Origin of the sequence: Fuscovulum blasticum DSM 2131, from assembly GCF_003034965.1 — a bacterium.
Classification (GTDB): domain Bacteria; phylum Pseudomonadota; class Alphaproteobacteria; order Rhodobacterales; family Rhodobacteraceae; genus Pseudogemmobacter; species Pseudogemmobacter blasticus.
This window is the reverse complement of the sequence record NZ_PZKE01000003.1, coordinates 81,876-102,566: the sequence shown is the minus strand read 5'-3', so window position 1 is coordinate 102,566 and position 20,691 is coordinate 81,876. Positions and strand designations below refer to the sequence as shown.

At 65.4% G+C, this 20,691-nt stretch carries 17 protein-coding genes and 1 pseudogene; 7 read left to right on the top strand and 11 right to left on the bottom strand.

What is annotated here, in order from left to right; all coding sequences use genetic code 11:
• Position 1 precedes the first annotated feature (1 nt).
• Together acs and C5F44_RS04245 are read right to left on the bottom strand one after the other, a co-directional pair.
• Positions 2-1,966, bottom strand: a complete 1,965-nt coding sequence (gene acs / locus C5F44_RS04250) for an acetate--CoA ligase (RefSeq protein WP_107672268.1) — start codon at positions 1,964-1,966, stop codon at positions 2-4.
• 356 nt (positions 1,967-2,322) lie between these two features.
• Positions 2,323-3,972, bottom strand: a complete 1,650-nt coding sequence (locus C5F44_RS04245) for a SulP family inorganic anion transporter (protein WP_107672267.1) — start codon at positions 3,970-3,972, stop codon at positions 2,323-2,325.
• 109 nt (positions 3,973-4,081) lie between these two features.
• On the opposite strand from C5F44_RS04245, the gene C5F44_RS04240 reads away from it, so the two are divergent.
• On the top strand, positions 4,082-4,594 hold the full coding sequence (locus C5F44_RS04240; RefSeq protein WP_107672435.1) for a HugZ family pyridoxamine 5'-phosphate oxidase: 513 nt from the start codon (positions 4,082-4,084) through the stop codon (positions 4,592-4,594).
• A 79-nt stretch (positions 4,595-4,673) separates the two neighbouring features.
• Here the strand turns inward: C5F44_RS04240 and C5F44_RS04235 are convergent, their stop codons facing one another.
• Both C5F44_RS04235 and C5F44_RS04230 read right to left on the bottom strand, forming a co-directional pair.
• Entirely contained in the window at positions 4,674-6,956 is a 2,283-nt protein-coding gene (locus C5F44_RS04235) for a glycosyl hydrolase family 28-related protein (protein ID WP_328588457.1), read from the bottom strand.
• Between the two features lie 226 nt (positions 6,957-7,182).
• Complete coding sequence (locus C5F44_RS04230; RefSeq protein WP_107672265.1) at positions 7,183-8,766, bottom strand: lysine--tRNA ligase; 1,584 nt, start codon at positions 8,764-8,766, stop codon at positions 7,183-7,185.
• 114 nt (positions 8,767-8,880) lie between these two features.
• Between C5F44_RS04230 and C5F44_RS04225 the strand changes: the two genes are divergently transcribed.
• Positions 8,881-9,300 (top strand): tellurite resistance TerB family protein, encoded by a 420-nt coding sequence (locus C5F44_RS04225; RefSeq protein ID WP_107672264.1) that lies wholly within the window; start codon positions 8,881-8,883, stop codon positions 9,298-9,300.
• 303 nt (positions 9,301-9,603) lie between these two features.
• Here the strand turns inward: C5F44_RS04225 and dacB are convergent, their stop codons facing one another.
• A complete protein-coding gene (gene dacB / locus C5F44_RS04220; protein WP_107672263.1) occupies positions 9,604-11,061 on the bottom strand; it encodes a D-alanyl-D-alanine carboxypeptidase/D-alanyl-D-alanine endopeptidase in 1,458 nt (485 codons plus the stop codon).
• A gap of 109 nt (positions 11,062-11,170) precedes the next feature.
• Positions 11,171-11,767, bottom strand: coding sequence for a nicotinate-nucleotide adenylyltransferase (locus C5F44_RS04215; protein WP_107672262.1), 597 nt, complete (start codon positions 11,765-11,767; stop codon positions 11,171-11,173).
• 74 nt (positions 11,768-11,841) lie between these two features.
• On the opposite strand from C5F44_RS04215, the gene ettA reads away from it, so the two are divergent.
• Positions 11,842-13,497 carry an energy-dependent translational throttle protein EttA gene (gene ettA / locus C5F44_RS04210; protein ID WP_107672261.1) on the top strand — a complete coding sequence of 552 codons (1,656 nt, stop codon included), beginning with the start codon at positions 11,842-11,844 and terminating at the stop codon, positions 13,495-13,497.
• A gap of 56 nt (positions 13,498-13,553) precedes the next feature.
• Here the strand turns inward: ettA and C5F44_RS04205 are convergent, their stop codons facing one another.
• A complete protein-coding gene (locus tag C5F44_RS04205; protein WP_107672260.1) occupies positions 13,554-13,739 on the bottom strand; it encodes a hypothetical protein in 186 nt (61 codons plus the stop codon).
• A 397-nt stretch (positions 13,740-14,136) separates the two neighbouring features.
• Here C5F44_RS04205 and C5F44_RS17930 point away from each other — a divergent pair, with 397 nt between their 5' ends.
• The 4 genes and pseudogenes from C5F44_RS17930 to C5F44_RS04195 all read left to right on the top strand — a co-directional run bounded on the left by C5F44_RS17930 (position 14,137) and on the right by C5F44_RS04195 (position 16,390).
• Positions 14,137-14,295, top strand: a complete 159-nt coding sequence (locus C5F44_RS17930; protein ID WP_181318188.1) for a hypothetical protein — start codon at positions 14,137-14,139, stop codon at positions 14,293-14,295.
• Positions 14,296-14,597: 302 nt separating this feature from the next.
• A pseudogene (locus C5F44_RS18355) lies at positions 14,598-14,708 on the top strand (cold-shock protein); the annotation flags it as partial.
• Between the two features lie 18 nt (positions 14,709-14,726).
• The gene (locus tag C5F44_RS04200) at positions 14,727-15,647 is read left to right on the top strand and encodes an alpha/beta hydrolase (protein ID WP_146161906.1); all 921 of its coding nucleotides are present in this window, start codon (positions 14,727-14,729) and stop codon (positions 15,645-15,647) included.
• Positions 15,644-16,390 carry a class II aldolase and adducin N-terminal domain-containing protein gene (locus tag C5F44_RS04195; RefSeq protein WP_107672258.1) on the top strand — a complete coding sequence of 249 codons (747 nt, stop codon included), beginning with the start codon at positions 15,644-15,646 and terminating at the stop codon, positions 16,388-16,390. The genes C5F44_RS04200 and C5F44_RS04195 overlap by 4 nt, the downstream gene beginning before the upstream one ends.
• A 6-nt stretch (positions 16,391-16,396) precedes the next feature.
• Here C5F44_RS04195 and C5F44_RS04190 read toward each other — a convergent pair whose 3' ends face one another.
• Genes C5F44_RS04190 through C5F44_RS04175 form a run of 4 tightly spaced genes read right to left on the bottom strand, consistent with a single transcriptional unit; the run spans position 16,397 to position 20,681 of the window.
• Positions 16,397-17,230, bottom strand: coding sequence for an alkaline phosphatase family protein (locus C5F44_RS04190; protein WP_107672257.1), 834 nt, complete (start codon positions 17,228-17,230; stop codon positions 16,397-16,399).
• A 52-nt stretch (positions 17,231-17,282) separates the two neighbouring features.
• On the bottom strand, positions 17,283-18,920 hold the full coding sequence (locus C5F44_RS04185) for an ABC transporter ATP-binding protein (RefSeq protein ID WP_107672256.1): 1,638 nt from the start codon (positions 18,918-18,920) through the stop codon (positions 17,283-17,285).
• A complete protein-coding gene (locus tag C5F44_RS04180) occupies positions 18,913-19,728 on the bottom strand; it encodes an ABC transporter permease (RefSeq protein ID WP_107672255.1) in 816 nt (271 codons plus the stop codon). Before C5F44_RS04180 ends, C5F44_RS04185 begins: the two co-directional genes overlap by 8 nt.
• The gene (locus C5F44_RS04175) at positions 19,725-20,681 is read right to left on the bottom strand and encodes an ABC transporter permease (protein WP_107672254.1); all 957 of its coding nucleotides are present in this window, start codon (positions 20,679-20,681) and stop codon (positions 19,725-19,727) included. The genes C5F44_RS04180 and C5F44_RS04175 overlap by 4 nt, the downstream gene beginning before the upstream one ends.
• Positions 20,682-20,691 lie beyond the last annotated feature (10 nt).

Genomic DNA, 20,691 nt, shown 5'->3' with positions numbered 1-20,691 from the left:
CTCAGTGCCGGTTCATGCGGTTTTCGATCAGGTCGTCCACCACCGACGGATCGGCCAGCGTCGAGGTATCGCCCAGGCTGCCAAAGTCGTTTTCGGCGATCTTGCGCAGGATGCGACGCATGATCTTGCCCGAGCGGGTTTTCGGCAGGCCGGGCGCCCACTGGATCAGGTCCGGCTTGGCGATGGGACCGATTTCCTGGCGAACAAAGGCCTCAAGCTCCTTGCGCAGCGCATCGCTGGGTTCGACGCCCTTCATCAGCGTGACATAGGCATAGATGCCCTGGCCCTTGATGTCATGCGGGTAGCCCACGACCGCCGCTTCGGCCACCTTCTCATGCGCCACAAGCGCGCTTTCGACCTCGGCGGTGCCCATCCGGTGACCCGAGACGTTGATCACGTCATCGACGCGACCGGTGATCCAGTAGTAGCCATCCGCATCGCGGCGGCAGCCGTCGCCGGTGAAGTAATAGCCCTTGTATTGGGCGAAATACGCCTCCTGGAAGCGTTCATGGTCGCCCCAGAGCGTGCGCATCTGGCCCGGCCAGCTATCGGCGATGCACAGCACGCCTTCGGTTTCCACCTCGTCATGAACCTTGGCGGTTGCCGGGTCCAGAACCACCGGCTTGACGCCGAAGAATGGCAGCGTGGCCGAGCCCGGCTTGGCCGGGATGGCGCCCGGAAGCGGGGTAAGCATGTGGCCGCCGGTTTCGGTCTGCCAGAAGGTATCGACGATGGGGCGCGTGCCCTTACCGACATGGGTGTTGTACCAGTTCCAGGCCTCGGGGTTGATGGGTTCACCCACCGACCCAAGCACCTTGAGCGAGGACAGGTCGTGCTTTTCCACCCATTCCGGGCCAAGGCCCATCAGGCTGCGGATCGCGGTCGGGGCGGTGTAGAACTGGCTGACCTTGTGCTTGGCGCAAACCTCCCAGAACCGGCCAGCGTCGGGGAAGGTGGGCACGCCTTCGAACATCAGCGTGGTCGCGCCGTTCGCCAGCGGGCCATAGATGATGTAGCTGTGGCCGGTGACCCAACCCACGTCGGCGGTGCACCAGAACACATCGCCGTCATGGTAATCGAAGGTCAGTTGCTGGGTCATCGAGGCATAGACCAGATACCCGCCCGAGGTATGCACCACCCCCTTCGGCTTGCCGGTCGAACCGCTGGTGTACAGAATGAACAGCGGGTCTTCGGCGCCCATTTCCACATAGGGGCAATAGGGCTTGGCCCAGTCCATCTGCTGGCGCAGGTCGATGTCGCGGTCAGCGATCCAGTGGATCTGGTCGCCGGTATGCTTGACCACCAGGCACTTCACCCGGTCCGAACAGTGCAGCAGCGCCTTGTCGGTGTTGTCCTTCAGCGGGGTCTTCTTGCCGCCGCGCGGCGCATAGTCGGCGGTGATCACCACCTTGGCGTCGCAGTCGTTGATGCGGTTGGCCAGCGCATCGGGCGAGAAGCCGGCGAAGACGATGGAATGGATGGCGCCGATCCGCGCGCAGGCCAGCATCGCATAGGCCGCTTCGGGGATCATCGGCAGGTAGATGACGACACGGTCGCCCTTCTTGACGCCAACCGACTTCAGCACGTTCGCCATGCGCGAGGTTTCTTCCAGCAGCTTGGCATAGGTGATGTGCAGCGCCGGGGTCTTGGGGTCATCGGGTTCCCAGATGATCGCGGTCTGGTTGGCGCGGGTGATCATGTGGCGGTCGATGCAGTTCGCGCTGACGTTCAGCGTGCCGTCCTCGAACCACTTGATGTCAACCTTGCCGAATTCGAAGTTGGTGTTCTTCACCTTGGTGAAGGGCTGGATCCAGTCGATCCGCTGGCCGTGTTCGGCCCAGAAGGCATCTGGATCGGCGACCGAGGCCGCGTACATCTTCGCATAGGCGCCGGCATCGACATGCGCGTTCGCAACGAAGTCATCCGACGGCTTGTAGACGGCGCTCGCGTCTGGCTGGTCCTTCATGGCGTTCTCCCCCCATAAAATCGCAGGCCGGGCCCGTACCTGCGCCACATCTTCCGGGTCGTCCCGGGAAGATCTCTCCCAACGCCACTCTACTGCATCGTCAATTTTCTGATAACCCCTTTTAACGCAAACATTTTTCTGTAAATAAATTAACGAATAAAGCGTGAATTATGTAAATATCCCGTAGCTCGCATCCGATTTGATGCGTTTTTTCAACGTGCTGCAGATTCACAAGTCAGCCCCGGAGTTCCGCCCCGGGCTTACGCGGCGTCAGGGCAACGGCCCCGACACAGCGCAGTGCCGGCCAGCGGTGCCGGCAGGCCCTCACGAAAACGTGGGTGATTCGGGGGCGGCTATCAGCCGTGCGTGGCGATGCAGTCCTTCAGGGCGGCCAGATCGGGCAGGTAGCGCGCCTCGGCTTCCGTCAGGCCCTGCGCCTGCAACGCGCGCCGCACCTCGGGCCGGGCGCCGACGATGCACAGCCGCCCGCCCCTGCGGTGCATCTTGCGCGCCAGAACCTCAAAGCTCTTGGCACCGGAACTGTCGATCATCGGCACCTCGGTGAAATCGACCGCAAAGATGCGCGGCCGCTCGGCGATCCGGTCCAGCACGCCCCCCACCTGCGCCGCCGCGCCAAAGAAGAACGGGCCGTTCAACTGATAGACCAGCACGTCGCCCGCGGTGAAGCCTGCCTCCTCGGCGGGCAGTTCGCCCTGCCGCAGGCCGGTGGCATCGGACATCCGCTTGATGAACACCAGCCCGGCAATGGCAAAGCCCACCACGATGCCTTCGGTCAGATCGCGGAACACCACCAGCAGAAAGGTGGACAGGATGATCAGCGCATCGCCCCGCGATCCGCGGACAAGGTTCCAGAACTCTTCCTTCTCGATCATGCCCCAACTGACCACGGCCAGCACCCCCGCCAGCGCGGCCAGCGGGATATAGGCCGCATAGCGCGCCGCCACCGCCATGAAGGCCAGCAGGAACAGCGCGTGCAACATGCCGGACACCGGCCCCCGGCTGCCGGCCCGCACATTGGTTGCGGTGCGGGCAATGGTGCCGGTCACGCAGAAGCCGCCGAACAGCGCGCTGCCGATGTTCGCCACACCCTGCCCCACCAGTTCCGCATTGGACCGATGGCGCGCACCGCTCATCCCGTCGGCCACCACTGCCGACAGCAGCGATTCGATCGCCCCCAGCAGCGCGAAGCTGGTTGCCCAGGGCAGCGCCGCCATCACCGCCGCCCGGTCCAGCACCGGCAGGGCGGGCAGGGGCGGCAGGTTCGGCAAGGCGCCGAAGCGGCTGCCGATGGTTTCAACCGGCAGGTTCAGCGCCACGGCCCCGACCGCCGCCAGCACCACCGCGATCAGCATCCCCGGCCAATGCGGCCTGAACCGCCGCACCGCCATGATGGTGACGATGGTCACCAGCGCCACCGCCACCGCCTGCGGCGTGACCGACCCGCGCGCCGCCCACAGCGCCTCAAGCTTGCCCAGAATTTCGGCCGGCTCGCCCGCGGTCAGGGTCAGGCCGAACAGATCCTTGATCTGGCTGGCAAAGATGATCACCCCGATCCCGGCGGTAAAGCCAACCGTCACCGGATAGGGAATGAACTTGATATAGGTTCCCAGCCGCAGCAGCCCCGCCGCGATCAGGATGAAGCCCGACAGGAAGGTTGCGGTGATCAGCCCGTCGATCCCGGTCGTCATCACGCAGGCCGAAACCAGCACGATGAACGCCCCGGCCGGCCCGCCGATCTGGAACCGGCTGCCACCGAAGGCCGAGACAAGGAAGCCGCCGATGATCGCCGTCGTCAGCCCCCGCTCGGGGCCCACGCCGCTGGCAATGGCAATCGCCATCGACAAGGGCAGCGCCACGATTGCCACCGTCAGCCCGGCCAGCGCATCGGCCCGCAGCGCGGCCGCGCCATAGCCTTCGCGGAAAACGGTGACGATTTTCGGAAGGAACTCTTCCGGCACGCGGGACAGTCGGATCTGGTCGGTCATTTCACCACCGGAAGGGGGATCACACGCCAGAAATCACTGGCAAGCCGTTCTGAATGACGCCAGAAGACTCCCGCCCTTGCCGGCTGTCAACCGCGATCAGGACCATGTGATGACCGAACCCCAACCAACCCGCCGCCCCGACCCCGTTGCCGCCGCCAATGACGAGGCGCGGACGCTGGCGCAGACGCTGCTGTCGGGCACCGGCCATGCGGCGCTGTCGTGGATTGATCCCGCCGACGGCACCCCCGGCATCAGCCGCGTCGCCTTCGGGCTGGATGAGGATGGCTGTCCGCTGGTGCTGGTGTCCGGTCTTGCGCCCCATACCGCCGCGCTGCGGGCCCATCCCGCCTGCGCGCTGATGGTGGTGGAAGACACCACGCGCGGCGATCCGATGACCCATGCCCGGCTGATGCTGCGCGCCCGCGCCGAGTTTGTGCCGCAAGACCAGTGCGCGCCGCTGCGCGCGGCCTGGCTTGCCCGGTTTCCCAAGGCCAAGGTCTATATCGACCTGCCCGATTTCGCCTTTGTCCGGCTGGTGCCGCAATCGGCGCTGCTGAACGGCGGCTTTGCCCGCGCCTTCCGGCTGGCCCCGTCCGACCTTCTGGCCGGCCCGCCGGGATAGGCGCGAATGTCAACGGGCGGCGGTGCCCCCACACCGCCGCCCGTTCCGCGCCGCCCCGCCCCAGCCGGGGCGCCGCGCCTCAGACCGTCACGTCCATCCGCAGGACAGCAACGACCTTGCCCTTCACCGCCTCGCCCCAGCGCAGTTGCGCCTGCGCGCCGGAACTGCCCACCGCAGGGGTGGCGTTCGGAAACATGTAGCGCGCCGCGTTCGCGCCGTTGGTGATGGTGCCTTCCGGGCAGATGCTTTCGACCTGCCGGATCTGGCCGCCAAACGGCACCGCGGGGCCGGGGTCGATGGTCCAGGTATCCGCGGCTGTGTTCTGCGTATGCGCAATCACCAGCGGATTGGCGATGGTCTGGTTCACCTGATTGAAGGTGTTGCCCGCAATCTGCACGTTGCGCGCGCGCCCCGCGTTCAGCGTGGCAAAGGTGGTGTCCACGGCCTCGACCCGGTCGACCGTGGCGTTGAACACGCGGAACGTGTTGTTCACCAGGCTGAAGCCATTGAAGAAATGGCCCGCACCATAGGGCTTGACCACCAACCAGCGAAAGGCCGACGACACATCCGAGGCGATGAAGATGTTGCCGGTGATGTTCAGCCCGCCGAACGAAAACTCGTTGGTGAATTCGGGCTCTGCATCGTGTTCGTTGCCCCATTCGATAAAGCAGTTGTCCACATAATTGCCCGTGATCACGGTCGCCACATTGGTCTGCGTGAACACCAGCCCGGCCACCCGCACTCCGGCCGTCTGATCGTCGCCCTGAAAGAAGTGGTTGGACTGGATCATGTGGCTGGTGCCATTCATCACGGCGAAATGCCGGAAGCGCACCACGCGATTGTTGCGCAGCTTGACGTCATTGGCCTGCACGTTCAGCGCAATGGTGGTGCGGGTCTGGGCCGGCAGCGCCTGTTCGTTCGACAGGAACTGGCAGTAATCGACATGCAGCCCCTGACAGCCTGTCCCTATCGAGGTGATGCCCCGGTCGCGCGGGCGGTTGAAGGTGCAATGGTCAAAGCGGTTGACCGACCCCGACATCCCCAGCATCACGCCCGAGGCAAGGCCAAGGCTGTTGAATTCGACATCCAGGATCTCGAACTGCGACAGCTTGGAAAAGCCTGAGAAATCCAGCAGATACTTGTAGCGGGTAAAGGTATAGCTGCGCGTTCCCACCGCCCCGTACAGCGGCTGCGAAAGCTCAATCGTGCCGGCCCCCACGTCCTTGGCCTTGACATAGACCTCGCGTCCTACGCCGGTACCTTCGACCAGGGCGCCCACCGGCACATTGGCGACATTGGCCACCGCCGTCAGTGTTGTCTGCGCCGAGGCCGAATAGGTTGCGACCGAGGTGACCGTCTCGTTGTCCCAGCCGCTTGACGGCACCGCGTTCAAGGATCCGTTGCGCAGCACCCGGCGGTTGCTGAAGCTGGTCAGACCGGCCACCGCCGCCACATCCACCGGCGCGCTCAGGTCGATCCGGCGCCCCGACAGGTCCAGCGTGACGTGGTCGCTGAAATAGAACAGCGCCTGCAATGCACGGCGGAAGCCTTCGGCATCGCTGCCATAGGCGGCGGCATAGGTGTCCAGATCGAAGTTGCGCGTCAGCACCATCCGGTTCGCCGCCGGCTGTGTCACGCTGCCGACGAAGCGGATCGAGGAATTGACCGTCAGGTTGCCGGCAACCAGATAGGTGCCCGCCGAAACCAGCACCGTCCGGCCCGCCGCCGCCAGATCGGCCGCCTGGAAGGCGGCGAAGTCATTGGTCACCCCGTCGCCCCTGGCGCCGTAATCGCGCACATCGACCACATCCACCAGCTTGCGCAGGAACACCTCGGTCACGTCCTCGACCGTGATGTCGTCGATGCGCACCACGCCGCCATTCGCCCCGGTCAGGTCCAGCCCGACATGCGCCAGCACCGGCGTCAGCCCCCAGACCAGATCCACCCCCGTCCGGCTGCCCGCCCCGATGATCGCCTGGACCGTCACCACCTCGCCATAGGTCAGCAGTTGCACCGATGGGCCAGTCTGCGGAACGGAACCGACAGCGGTACCCGCCGCATTTCCCGCCCAGGCCGCAATCCGCACCGCCGGCAGGTTGCCCGACACCGCCTTCACCCGCGCGGAAACCCGGATGTACATGTCCGGCCGCAGCGGCGTTTCGGCAAAGGCGCGCAGCTTCTGCGTGCCTTGGGTCTTTTGCAGCTCCAGACAGGCCCCGAAATCCTGATCGTTGGTCACCAGCGCCGCGTTGGCCGCCCCGTCATACGAGGCATCGCCTGCCAGCCCATTCGCGCTGGACCAGTTCGCCAGCCCGCCCAGAAACGGCGGCGGCATCAGGACCAGCCCGTCGGTAATTGCCATGTTCATTGAAAATCCCCTCGCCTCGTTCCGCCGGATGCCGGGCGGGCGATGTCCGCCGCGCCTTGGGGACAGCGAAGTATCAATGAAGGGTTAACCGCGCCTCAGACGGGCGCACGGCCCAGGAGCCGCCCGCGCAACATACCATGGCGGCAAGGAAAGGGGGCCAAAAGACAGGGGCCGGAACGACTGCGCGCCCCGGCCCCCGGAAATGCTGCCAATCCGGGCCTCAGCCGGCGACCAGTTCGCCCCGCAGCGCGCGGGCGATCAGCGCCTCGGTCTCGGTCACGCCATAAAGCGCGATGAAGCCGCCGAAGCGCGGGCCTTCGCTGGCGCCCAGCAACACCTCGTACAGCGCCTTGAACCAGTCGCGCAGCGGGTCGAAGCCGTGGTCCTTGCCCACGGCATAGACCACCGCCTGCAACTCCTCGGCATCATGGCTGCCTTCCCAGGCAGCCAGCCGCGCCCGCAGATCCTCGATCGCCGCGCGCTCCTTGTCATCCGGCAGGCGGAAGGCACGGGTCGGCGCGATCTTGTCAGCGAAATAGCGCACCGCGAACCCGGCCGCCGCGTCCAGATCGGGGTGGGTCTCCGGGCTCGCCTCGGGCGCATAGGCCTTGATATAGCCCCACAGCCCCTTGGCATCCTTGGCCCCGGCCACCGAGGCCAGGTTCAGCAACATGCCGAAGCTGACCACCATGTTCGACACCGGCGGCTTGCCGTCATGGATGTGCCAGACCGGGTTGTTCACCTGCTGCTCCAGCGGCTGCTCGGGGAAGGCCTTGAGCTGCTGGTGATATTCGTCCACCGCCTTGGGGATCACATCCCACCAGAGCCGCTTGGCCGTCTTCGGCTTCTGGTACATGAAATAGGACAGGCTTTCCGTCGCCGCATAGGTCAGCCATTCGTCGATGGTCAGCCCGTTGCCCTTGGACTTGGAAATCTTCTGGCCCTCGAAATCCAGGAACAGCTCATAGGTGAAGTGGTTGGGCTTGCGGCCCCCCAGCACCTCGCAGATGCCGTCGTAGATCGGCGTATTGGTGCTGTGGTCCTTGCCGTACATTTCAAAGTCCACGTCCAGCGCCGTCCAGCGGGCGCCGAAGTCGGGCTTCCATTGCAGCTTCACATGGCCGCCCGTCACCGGCAGCGTCCATTCGCGGCCCGCCTCGTCGTCGAAGGTGATGGTGCCGTCCTTGGCGTTCACCTCCTTCATCGGCACATACAGAACCCGGCCCGTCTCGGGGTGGATCGGCAGAAAGGCGGAATAGGTCTGCTGCCGCTCTTCCCGCAGCGACGCCAGCATGATCTCCATGATCGCGTCATAGCGTTCCGCCGCCAGTCGCAGCGTGTCGTCGAACCGGCCGCTCTTGTAGAATTCGGTCGCGCTGATGAATTCGTATTCAAAGCCGAACGTATCCAAGAACCGCCGCAACATGGCGTTGTTATGCGCGCCGAAGCTTTCGTACTCGCCATAGGGGTCGGGCACGCTGGTCAGCGGCTTCTGCATGTGCTGGCGCAACATCTCCTGCTGCGGCACATTCTCGGGCACCTTGCGCATACCGTCCACGTCATCGCTGAAGCAGATCAGCCGCGTCGGGATGTCGCTGATGATCTCGAAGGCGCGGCGGATCATCGTCGTCCGCGCCACCTCGCCGAAGGTGCCGATATGCGGCAGGCCCGACGGGCCATAGCCGGTCTCGAACAGCACATAACCCTTTTCGGGGTCCTTCTTCTCATACCGTTTCAGCACCGCGCGCGCCTCTTCGAACGGCCAGGCCTTCGATTTCATCGCAGCGTCGCGGAGCGCGGTCATGGGAATGATCCTTCAAGGAAACGCCCGGAACCCTGTGTCCCGGACCCTGTGTCCTCTATTGCCGCCGCCCTGCCCCGTCAATAATCTCCGGCCATCGCGAGAGAGGAGCCGCAGATGACCGATACCGCCCCGATGTCACCGCAAGATGCCCTGGTGGCCGTCATGGTGGCCTGTTCGGCCTCTGACCAGAACATGCGCACCGCCGAACTGGTGGCGATCCAGCGCATGGTCAACCACATGCCCGTCTTCGCCACCTATGACACCGACCGCATCCGCCGCGTCAGCCAGACCGTCTTTGACCTGTTCGAAGAGGAAGACGGGCTGGACGCCCTGTTCGGCCTGATCCGCGGCGCCCTGCCCGAGCGCCTTTATGAAACCGCCTATGCGCTGGCCTGCGATGTGGTCACCGCCGACGGGCGGCACAGCCAGCTTGAACTGCGGATGCTGGAAGAAGTCAGCCACGAACTGGGCATCGACCGCCTGCACGCCGCCGCCATCGAATGGGGCGCAAGGGTGCGACATATGGTGGTGTAAGGGGGGGCCGATCGGGCGCTCCCGGCCTGCTCACCTGACGCCACGCAGTCGGCGCAACGCAGGGCCGCGCCCTTCCTCGGGTGGGGCGCAGCAACGGCCGGCAGAGGCAGTTTATGGCACAACACCCTCCGCCGCAGTTCGGGTGAACCCCGTCGCAAAAGCGCCCTCCCGAGGGAGGGCGCGGCCCGGCGGGCTTCGCCCTTGATTCCGGGCCAACGGGGCATCTGGCGTTCCGCTCAAGGATCACAACGGTCAGGGTGCGCACTCGGTTCCATGCGGTCAGGGTCGCCCCCTCCGCATCCTTCACCCATACACCGCCGCCCAACGGGAAATCAGTTGTCCCTGCAAGCGGCGGGACCGGGCGGTCCAGGCTTTCACGCCGGGCGGGTCTTCGCGCTTGGCCACGGGCACCGCATCGCGGCGGTCAGGGTCGCCGGTGAAGATGGCGAATACCATCTCACGGCCGCCCGGCGGGATGATATGGCCCGCCAGCCCCGAGACAAAGTTCAGCGTGCCCGACTTGGCCACCACCTTCACCGGATGGCCCTTGATCACCTTGCCCTTGTCGTCCTTCATGCCCACGTCGCGCAGGATCGGCCGCAGGCCCCGGCCTTGCGCATGGTCGGCCAGCAGCACCTTGACCATGTCCGCCGCACTGATCCGCGACGCGCCGCCCAGACCGGAGTGGTCCACGAACCGCGCCCCGATGCCAAAACTGGCCCGCGCCCAGTCGGTCATCGCGGCCCCTGATGTGGCCAGATCGGCCTTGCCGCTGGCGCTCAGCCCGGAACATTCGGCCGTGAGGTTGGTCGAGAATTTCAGCATCGCCCGCAGAACCTCGGGCAAGTCCTCGCTCTCGACGCGCCCCAGCTCGGTGCCGCCGGGCAAGGCCGGCACGGCAACCGGCGCGGGCAGCTTGATGCCTTGCGCGCGGGCCAGCGTGCGGAACACCTCGGCCGCATAAAGCCCCGGCAGGCGCACCGGCAACCAGCGGCTGCCCCCCTTGCCCAGGGCGGTCGAGGCAACCGTCCAGTCCTCATGATCCGCGCCCCGGTCATAGGTGAAGATCGGCGTCTCGCGCCGGGCCACCGACATGCGGGTCATTTCGACGAGCGGCAGGAACCGCTCGCCGCGCGCATCCATCTGCACCGACCAGCCGTCGCCCGCGCGCTTCCATTCAAAGTTCACTCGGTTGAAATTCAGGCACAGGCCCGAAATCGCCGGGTTGTAGCCCACCTGCACCGGCTGATCCCCGGCCACCTGTTCCAGTTGCGGCAGTGCGCCTTCCCACCGCAGGAAGCCGCCCGTCACGCCGCGCAGCCCCTGCCCCGCCAGCCGCTTCACCAGATCGCCAAGCTGATCCGTCTGCAAGGTGGAATCTCCGCCGCCCGCCAGCACCAGATCGCCCTGCACAATGCCGTTCTGCACCGGCCCCGTCGCCAGCACCCGCGTTGCAAAGCGGTGGCCACGGCCCAGCTTCTCCAGCGCGTAAAGCGAGGTCACCGCCTTGGCGACCGAGGCCGGCGGCAGCATCGCCTCGGGCTCGCGCGCCTCAAGCACGGCACCCGTTTCGGCGTCGGCCACGACATAACCGACCGTACCGCCCAGATCGGCCGCCTTGACCAGCGCGCCAGCATCGACAACCGCAGGCGTTGCCACAGCCGCCGCCGGGGCGCCGCCCCGCGCCACCGGGCGCGGCGAACGGTCCATTCCTTCAGCCCAGGCCGGCAGGGCTGTGCCCACCAGCAGCCCCGCCAACATTCCGCGTCGCGTAATCACAGCGATTCTCCTGAAACTCACCGGCCCGGAATACCCGATCCGGCCGCCGGCGTCAGTCCGGGATCGCCCACCCAGAGGCCCGGCCCGGGTGTCAGCGCCGCCAGCCCCCCCGCGCCCGGATCTCGGTGGACGAGGCGTCATTCATCGGCAGGTTCACAAAGACCCAGGCCGGCGCGCGGCACTTGGCCAGGTTCTCGCCCCGGCCCACGCGGTTGCCCCGGTAGATCTGCGCCGCCACCGACAGCCGCGCCTTCAGCCCCGATCCGGGCCGCGCCAGCACGCCCACCGGCACCCGCTCCATGATCTCGCGCCAGCGGCCCCATTTGTGGAACTGCACCAGATTGTCGGCCCCCATCAGCCAGACAAAGGCCACGCCCGGATAGATTTCCTGCAGGCGCTTCACCGTATCGGCGGTATAGACCGTGCCCAACCGCGCCTCAAGGTCGGTCACCTCGACCCGCGGGTCGCGCATCAGCGCCCGCGCCCGCGCCAGCCGCGCCGCCATCGGCGCCGGCTGGCGGGCCTTCAGCGGGTTGCCGGGGCTGACCAGCCACCACACCCGGTCCAGCCCCATCCGCTTCAGCGCCTCGCGGGTGATCATCACATGCCCTTCATGCGCGGGATCGAACGACCCGCCCAGCAGGCCGACCACCATCCCCCGCCGCGCCACCGGAAACCCCGCCCGCATCGCTACGCCCTTCGTTGCCCTTCCCGCAGTTTGCCGCTATCTCACCTTGGTCCGCCGGAAAAGGAAGAACGACCATGGCCAGCTATCAATACGTCTATCATATGGATGGCGTCTCCAAGACCTATCCGGGCGGCAAGAAAGTGTTCGAGAACATCCGCCTGAACTTCCTGCCGGGGGTCAAGATCGGCGTGGTCGGCGTGAACGGTGCGGGGAAATCCACCCTGCTGCGCGTGATGGCCGGCTGGGACAAGGATTTCCAGGGCGAAGCCTGGGCCGCCAAGGGCGCCACCGTCGGCTACCTGCCGCAGGAACCCAAGCTGGAAGAAAACCTGACCGTCCGCGAAAACGTCAATCTTGGTGTGGCGGCCAAGCAGGCCAAGCTGGATCGCTACAACGAACTGGCGATGAACTATTCCGACGACACCGCCGAGGAAATGGCCCGCCTTCAAGACGAGATTGATGCCGAGAACCTCTGGGATCTCGACAGCCGCGTCGACATCGCGATGGAGGCGCTGCGCTGCCCGCCCGATGACGCCAATGTCGGCACCCTTTCGGGCGGCGAACGCCGCCGCGTCGCGCTGTGCAAGCTCTTGCTGGAAGAGCCGGACATGCTGCTGCTGGACGAACCGACCAACCACCTTGATGCCGAAACCATCGCCTGGCTGCAAAAGCACCTGATCGACTACAAGGGCACCATCCTGACCGTCACCCACGACCGCTATTTCCTGGATGACATCACCACCTGGATTCTGGAACTGGAACGCGGCCGCGGCATCCCGCATGAGGGCAACTATTCCTCGTGGCTGGATGCCAAGGCCAAGCGGCTGGCGCAGGAAGCCCGCGAAGACAAGGCCAAGCAGAAGGTTCTTGAAAAGGAACTGGAATGGATCCGCGCCGGCGCCAAGGCACGTCAGGCCAAATCCAAGGCCCGGATCAGCGCCTATGAAAAGATGGCCGATGAATCCGTCAAGGAACTGGTCGGCCGCGCCCAGATCATCATCCCGCACGGGCCCCGCCTTGGCTCCAAGGTCATCGAGTTCGAGAATGTCTCGAAGGCCATGGGCGACAAGCTGCTGATCGACAACCTGTCCTTCATGCTGCCCCCCGGCGGCATCATCGGCGTGATCGGCCCCAACGGCGCCGGCAAATCCACCCTGATGAAGATGATCACCGGGCAGGAACAGCCCGACAGCGGCACCATCACGCTCGGCGACACCGTGCAACTGTCTTATGTCGACCAGTCGCGCGACAGCCTTGATCCGAACAAGAACGTCTGGGAGGAAATCTCCGACGGTCTTGACATCGTGGTGCTTGGCGATGCCGAGGTGAACAGCCGCGCCTATTGCTCGTCCTTCAACTTCAAGGGGTCCGACCAGCAAAAGAAGGTCGGCATCCTGTCAGGCGGGGAACGCAACCGCGTCCATATGGCCAAGCTGCTGAAATCCGGCGGCAATGTCCTTCTGCTGGACGAACCGACCAACGATCTTGACGTGGAAACCCTGCAGGCACTGGAAGCCGCCATCGAGGAATTCGCCGGCTGCGCCGTGATCATCAGCCACGACCGCTTCTTCCTTGACCGTCTTTGCACCCATATCCTTGCCTTCGAGGGTGACGCGAAGGTTGAGTTCTTCGAGGGCAACTTCGACGCCTACGAACAGGACAAGATCCGCCGCCTTGGCCCGGATTCGGTGGAACCGAAGCGGGTGAAATACAAGAAGTTCACCCGCTAAGGTCCAGCCTGCGACGGCTGGCCCCGAACCTGTCGGGGCCAGCCGCCGGCGCGGTGTCAAAGCACCAGACGGGCCGGCTTGCCGCCGTGACGGCGGGAGAAGAAGATCACATTCTCTTGCCGTGCTGGCACGCGGTAGCGCGCCCCTTCCACCGACGGGTCTTGGGAAGACAGCGCGGCGGTCCCGCGAAAACCAAGGGCAGCCAGACGACCGGCACGGGCTTTTTCAGCAAGATCAGTCATTTCCGTCTCCTTGAGCAGAATATCTCCGGGTTTTCTGGTTTTCGGCTTTCACCGGGTGGAACGGGGGCACACGGCGCAGGTTGGCCCCGAGCGGGGATGGTTCCGCTGCCAAAATTGGTAAATCCGCGGCATATTTTTGTCAACTTCAGGTTGTGTCGCGCGACAACAAGACACGGTTAAGCAATTTCAGTTCATCAATCCCACCCCCAAGACGGTATTCCGCGCATAACTGGAAACAGGTGCGCCACAATTCCCGGCCTTACGCGCGCCGTTTCCGGGCGGCAGGGCAGAATCAAGCCGGCTTTCCCAGTCAGAGCGCAAGCGAGGCGTCGGCGGATCTCCTTCGATTGCGCGGCAGATTCGGAATTCCCGTTTCAGCAGAATACCGCCAGTCCCGATGGCCCTGTTCTTGCCGGACCGGGATCAGACCACACATCCTGAGGCACGGGATTTCCCCGAACATGGAAAGGAGACGGCCATGAAAGGCATTCTCGCCTGGGTGATCGGTATTCCCATCCCCATCATCATCATCCTCTATCTGACCGATGTCTTCTGACCCTGCCCCATGAGGGGGGGGCCGCGCCATCGCGCGGCCCCCATATCTTGGCAAGGCGGCCCCTCCTGCCCGCAACCGGCTGAAATCGTTTGTGCAATAACATGGGAAGGGCCGGTTCGCCCCGGATCGCCACGCTCCCGCAATGGCGGAAATACTTGCATTTTGGTCGCCTTTGCCGCATATGCAGGGGGCGACGTTATCTCTCTCGATCTGTCTCGGGCCTATGGCCGCAGCTATCGACTACAGCTGACTGCGCCAGGCCGCCGCACTCCCGCGGGCGGCACTTCGGAAGGAGTTTCACGATGGCCAAGGGCACCGTGAAGTGGTTCAATGAAACCAAAGGCTACGGCTTCATTGCCCCGGAAGGCGGCAAGAAGGACGTGTTCGTTCACATCACCGCGCTGGAACGCGCCCCCGCGCAGACTGCGGGCATGACCCAGCCCGATTACACCCGCCTCATCGACGCGCCCACCTGGGCCTTCATCCGCGCGACCGAGGCCGCCTATCCCCCCGACACCGCCACCCTGTCCATCGCCGACCAGCGCGCGATCTATGACAGGATGTGCCGCGCCTTCTTTCGCGGCTATCCGCCGGGCGTGACCGCCACGGACGAGGTGATTGCCGGCGTTCCCTGCCGCCGTTACCCCGGCACTGGGCCGGTGGTGATCTACGCCCATGGGGGCGGCTATGTGGTGGGCGGGCTGCACAGCCATGATGACGTCTGCGCCGAGATCCGCGCCGAAACCGGGCTGACGGTGATCAGTGTCGATTACCGATTGTCGCCCGAACACCGCCACCCCGCCGCGCTGGAGGATGTGCTGGCCGTGATCCGCGCCACGCCCGGGCCGCTGCTGCTGGCGGGTGACAGCGCGGGGGGCAATCTGGTGGCCGCCGCCGCGCATGTGCTGCGCGAGACGCGGCTTCTGGGCCAGGTGCTGGTCTATCCCGGCCTTGGCGGAGACCGCAGCACAGGCAGCTATCGCACCCACGCGAACGCCCCGATGCTGACCGCCGCCGATCTGGAGTTCTACGCCGGAATCCGCCACGGCGGCACCGCCCCACCGCCGGGCGATCCGACCGTTTCCCCCTTGCAGGACAAGGACTTCACCCGCCTGCCCATGACCCTGGCCATCGGCGCCGAATGTGACCCGCTGCATGACGATGCCGCCGCCTATGCCGCGGCGATCACTGCCGCCGGGGGCCGTGCCCATGCGGTGACGGCGCCCGGTCTTGTCCATGGCTATCTGCGGGCGCGGGCCACGGTTCCCCGCGCCGCCGACAGCTTTGCCCTGATCACCGCCACCCTTGCCAGCTTTGCCCGTGGCGACTGGCCTTTCGGAGACCGCCCATGAACGCCCCTGCCAACATCACCCATTGGGCCCAGCGTGTTGACATGGCCGCCGCCTTCCGCTGGACGGCGCGGCTGAACATGCATGAAGCGGTGGCGAACCACTTTTCGCTGGCGGTAAACCCCTCGGGCAGCCGGTTCCTGATCAACCCGAACGGCCGGCATTTCAGCCGGATCACCGCCTCGTCGCTGATCGAGATTGACGCAGACGATCCGGCCACCATGACCCGCTCCGATGCGCCCGACCCCACCGCCTGGGGCCTGCATGGCGCGATCCACCGCGCCCTGCCCCATGCGGCCTGCGTGATGCATGTCCATTCGATCCATGCAACCGTGTTGGCCAGCCTGGCCGACAGCCGGTTGCCGGCGATTGACCAGAACACCGCCATGTTCTTTGGCCGTCATGTGGTGGACGACGCCTATGGCGGCATGGCGTTCGAGGCCGAAGGCGCCCGGTGCGCAAGCCTGCTGGCCGACCCGAAGATCACCACGCTGATCATGGGAAACCATGGCGTTCTGGTGATCGGCCGCACGGTGGCCGAGACGTTCAACCGGCTCTATTACCTTGAACGCGCAGCAGAAACCTACATCCGCGCCCTGCAGACGGGGCGGCCGCTGCGGGTTCTGCCGGACGAGGTTGCCGAAAAGACCGCGCGCGAATGGGAAGACTACCCCGGCTTTGCCGAGGCGCATCTGCGCGAGATCCGGGCCATTCTGGACGCGGAAGATCCCGGCTACGCGGGCTGAGGCGGCCTAGGCCGACAGGAAGGGGCGGGCCTTCATGCCGGGGGGCACCGGAACGCCCATCCGTGTCAGGATCGAGGGGGCAAGGGCCAGTTGGTCCAGCACCTCATCCCCCGGCGGAAGGGGGGAGGTGCCGAAATAGTAGAAGGCGAAATCGCGCTGTGCTTCGCCGGTTCCGCCGTGGTGGCCGCGCGAATCCTGCCCGTGGTCGGCGGTGACGATCACCTCAAAACCCTTGTCTCTCCAACGGCTTATGAAGGGGGCAAGGGTGGCGTCCATGGCGAAGCAGGCGTGGTCCATTTCTTCGCAGTCGTGGAAGAAGCGGTGGCCCATGCTGTCCAGCGTGCAGGTGTGCAGGATGCCGTAGTCGATCCCCTTCACCTCGGCCAGACGGGTGAGGGTTCCGAACAGGTCGTAATCGGCCGGCGTCATCTGGTTGGCGTGGCCATAGCCCTTCATGGTGTGGAACCGGCCATGGGTGATGGGGCCGCCGGGTTCGTCATATTCGATGTCGCGCACCACATCGAAGGGCGCGCGGTTGAAGAATTCCGACCAATATGAATGGGTTACGGCCCCGGTCTTCTTGCCCGCCCGCGTGAGTTCGGAAAACACGTCGGGCATTTCCAGCCGCCTTATGTCGGCATTGTCCCAGATCCGGTGCACCTGCGGCGGCACGCCGGTGTGGATCGAGGCGTAGCAACTGGCCGAGGTCGAGGGCAGCACGGCGCGCATCCGGCGGACCCGCGCGTCGCCGCTTTCGACCCAGCCTTCCAGATTGCCGAACAGCCGGCGCCAGTTCGCGTAAGGCACCCCGTCAAGGATGATGAGCAGGAGTTTCGTCATGTCTGCGTTCCGTCTGCCTTGGGTATGTCCGGCGTATGGCAAAGGGTCATACCTAGTTTCCGGCACTTTCCATCTTGCGATGCGCGATCACCTGCTCAAGCCAGCCCACTTCCATCTCGGGAACAGAGGACAGGAGGAGGTCGGTGTAATCGTCGAAAGGCGGGGCCAGCACATCGGATTTCTGGCCGTAGCGGACGACCTGCCCCTTGTACATGACCGCGATCTTGTCGGCGATGGCGCGGACCGTGGCGAGATCATGGGTGATGAACAGATAGGCCACATGTTCGATGGCCTGAAGGTTCAGCAGCAGCTTGAGGATGCCATCGGCCACCAGCGGATCAAGCGCCGAAGTCACCTCGTCGCAGATGATCAGCTTGGGCTTGGCGGCCAGCGCGCGGGCGATGCAGACACGCTGTTTCTGCCCGCCCGACAGTTCGGCGGGATAGCGGTCGGCAAAGCCCTTGCCCATCTCGATCTCGTCCAGAAGTTCCTGCACGCGGCGGTCGCGGGCGGCGCCCTTCAGGCCGAAGTAGAATTCAAGCGGCCGGCCGATGATGGTGCCCACGGTCTGCCGGGGGTTCATCGCGGTATCGGCCATCTGGTAGATCATCTGGATTTCGCGCAGGTCATCCTTGCTGCGCCCGGCCAGATCGGGCGAGAGTTCGCGCCCGTCAAAGGTGATGCGCCCCGAGGACGGCGGCAGCAGCCCGGTGATGGCGCGGGCCAGCGTCGATTTCCCCGATCCGCTTTCGCCCACCACGGCCAGCGTCTGCCCCTTGGGCAGTTCGACCGAGACCCGTTTCAGCACGTCGAAATGCGTGCCGCGATAGCGCGCGGTCAGCCCTTCGATCCGCAGCACCGGGGGCGCGGGCGGCTTTTCGGCATGTTCCAGACTGCGGACCGAGACCAGCGCGCGGGTATAGTCCTGCCGGGGTTCCTTGATGATCTGCGCCGTTTCGCCCAGTTCGACCATGCGACCATGGCGCAGCACCATGATCTCATCCGCCACCTGTGCCACCACTGCAAGATCGTGGGTGATATAGAGCGCGGCGACCTGCGTGTCGCGGATGGCTTCCTTGATGGCGGCCAGCACGTCGATCTGCGTGGTCACGTCCAGCGCGGTGGTGGGTTCGTCGAAGATCACCAGATCGGGCTTGGGGCACAGCGCCATGGCCGTCATCGCGCGCTGCAACTGCCCGCCCGACACCTGATGCGGATAGCGGTTGCCGAAGGTTTCGGGGTTGGGCAGGCCCAGCTTGCGGAACAGAAGGACCGCCCGCGCCTCGGCCTCGGGGCGCGTCATCACGCCATGGGCGATGCTGGTTTCGATCACCTGTTCCATCAGCCGCTTGGCCGGGTTGAACGAGGCCGCCGCGGATTGCGAGACATAGGTCACCTCGCGCCCGCGCAGGCTGCGCAGCGCCGCGGGACTGGCCAGCCGGATTTCCCGGCCGTTCAGGGTGATGGTGCCGCCGGTCAGCCGCACCCCGCCCCGGCCATAGGCCATGGCCGACAGGCCGATGGTGGATTTGCCGGCGCCGGATTCACCGATCAGCCCCAGCACGCGGCCGCGTTGCAGCGTGAGGTCTACCCCGTGGACCAGCGTCACCTCTTTCGGGGGTTCGCCGGGCGGGTAGCTGGTGGCCTGGATCACAAGGCCGCGGATTTCCAGAAGGGTGTTGTCAGCCACCGCGGCCTCCTTTCAGGCTGGAGGTGCGGGTCAGCACCCAGTCGGCCACGAGATTGACGCTGATCGCCAGCGCGGCAATGGCGGCGGCGGGCATCAGCGCGGCGGCCTTGCCATAGATCAGGCCATCCTTGTTTTCCTTGACCATGCCGCCCCAGTCGGTCAGCGGCGGCTGGATGCCGAGGCCCAGGAAGGACAGGGTCGAGATGAAGAGCACGGCGAAGATGAAGCGCAGCCCGAATTCCGCCACCAGCGGCGACAGGGCATTGGGCAGGATTTCGCGGAAGATCACCCAGGACTGGCCTTCGCCGCGCAGCTTGGCGGCTTCGACGTAATCCATCACGGCAATGTCGACGGCCACCGCGCGCGACAGGCGGAAGACGCGGGTGCTGTCGAGAACGCCGATGACAAGGATCAGCACCGTCAGGTTCAGCGGCAGCACCGAAAGCATGACCAGCGCCACGATCAGCGACGGGATCGCCATCACCAGATCAACCATCCGGCTGAGAAGCTGATCGACCAGCCCGCCCTTGACGGCGGCCAGGAAGCCCAGGAACGAGCCCAGCGAGAAGGCCAGGATCGACGAGGCCAGCGCCACGAAGATGGTGACCTGACCGCCGTAGATCAGCCGCGAAAGGATGTCGCGGCCGATGGTATCGGTGCCCAGCCAGTATTTCGCGGAGGGGCCTTCCCAGACCCCGCCGACCGCCAGGTCGATGGGATAGGGCGCGATCCAGCGGGCGAAGATCGCGATGAACAGGAACAGGCCGGTCAGCGACAGGCCCAGCAGGGCGGAGAACGGCAGCCTCATTTCGGATGCCTCAGACGCGGGTTGCTGATGATGCCGATGACATCGGCCAGCATGTTCAGGGTGATGTAGACGGCGGCGAAGATCAGGCCGACGGCCTGCACCACCGGCAGGTCGCGCTTGGAAACGTGGTCCACCAGATATTGCCCCAATGCGTTGTAGCTGAACACCACCTCAACCACGACAACCCCCACCACCAGATAGGCCATGTTCAGCATGACGACCGCGACGACCGGCGCGATGGCATTGGGGAAGGCGTGGCGCCAGATCACCGTCATCGGTGACAGGCCCTTCAGCTCGGCCGTTTCGATATAGGCCGATTGCATGACGTTCAGGATGGCGGCGCGGGTCATCCGCATCATATGCGCCAGCACGACCACCACCAGCACGATGACCGGCAGCGCCACCGCCTGCAGCTTGGCCCAGAAGCTCATCCCGGGAAAGACCATGGCGACGGGCTGGAACACCGGGAAGACCTGGGTCAGCAGGTAGATCACGAAATAGGCCGCCACGAATTCGGGCAGGCTGATCGTGGTCAGGGTGACGCCCGAGATCAGCTTGTCGGGCCAGCGCCCGGCGTAGCGGGCGGCGATCAGACCCAGGATGATGGCCAGCGGCACCGAGATGGCCGCGGCGCAGCCCGCCAGGAACAGCGTGTTGCCCAGCCGCTGCCCGATCGAGGTGGCGATGTCGGCGCCATTGGTCAGTGCCGTGCCAAGATCGCCGGTCAGGACACCGCCCAGCCAGCGGAAATAACGGGTGATGGCGGGGTCATTCAGGCCCAGCTTTTCGCGCAGGTTGGCCAGCGCCTCGGGCGTGGCCTGCTGCCCCAGGATCGCCTGGGCGGTATCGCCCGGAAGCGCCTCGACGCCCAGGAAGATGACCGCCGACACGGCGAGGAGCAGGAGGAGGCCCAGCGCGATGCGCTGGACCACCAGAACAAGAACGGGATGCACCGGCTTCGGG